Annotated in this window: 1 pseudogene; it reads right to left on the bottom strand. The window is 60.6% G+C overall.

Going from position 1 to position 203, the window contains the following annotated elements:
* Window positions 1-203, bottom strand: a pseudogene (gene groEL, locus ACWGTI_RS33080) (chaperonin GroEL); the annotation flags it as partial.

Genomic DNA, 203 nt, shown 5'->3' with positions numbered 1-203 from the left:
AGACGTTCCTGCAGCTTCTCCTTGTCGTAGTCCGACGTGGTCTCTTCGATCTGCTGCTTGATCTGGGCAACGCGGCCCTGGATCTCGGCCTTCTTGCCGGCGCCGTCGACGATGGTGGTGTTCTCCTTGGAGATCGACACCTTCTTGGCGCGGCCGAGCATGTTGAGGCCGACGTTCTCGAGCTTGATGCCGAGGTCTTCCGA

The organism is Mesorhizobium sp. ArgA1 (genome assembly GCF_053714375.1).
The sequence above is the reverse complement of the archived record's forward strand: the minus strand, read 5'-3'. Positions and strand labels throughout refer to the sequence as shown.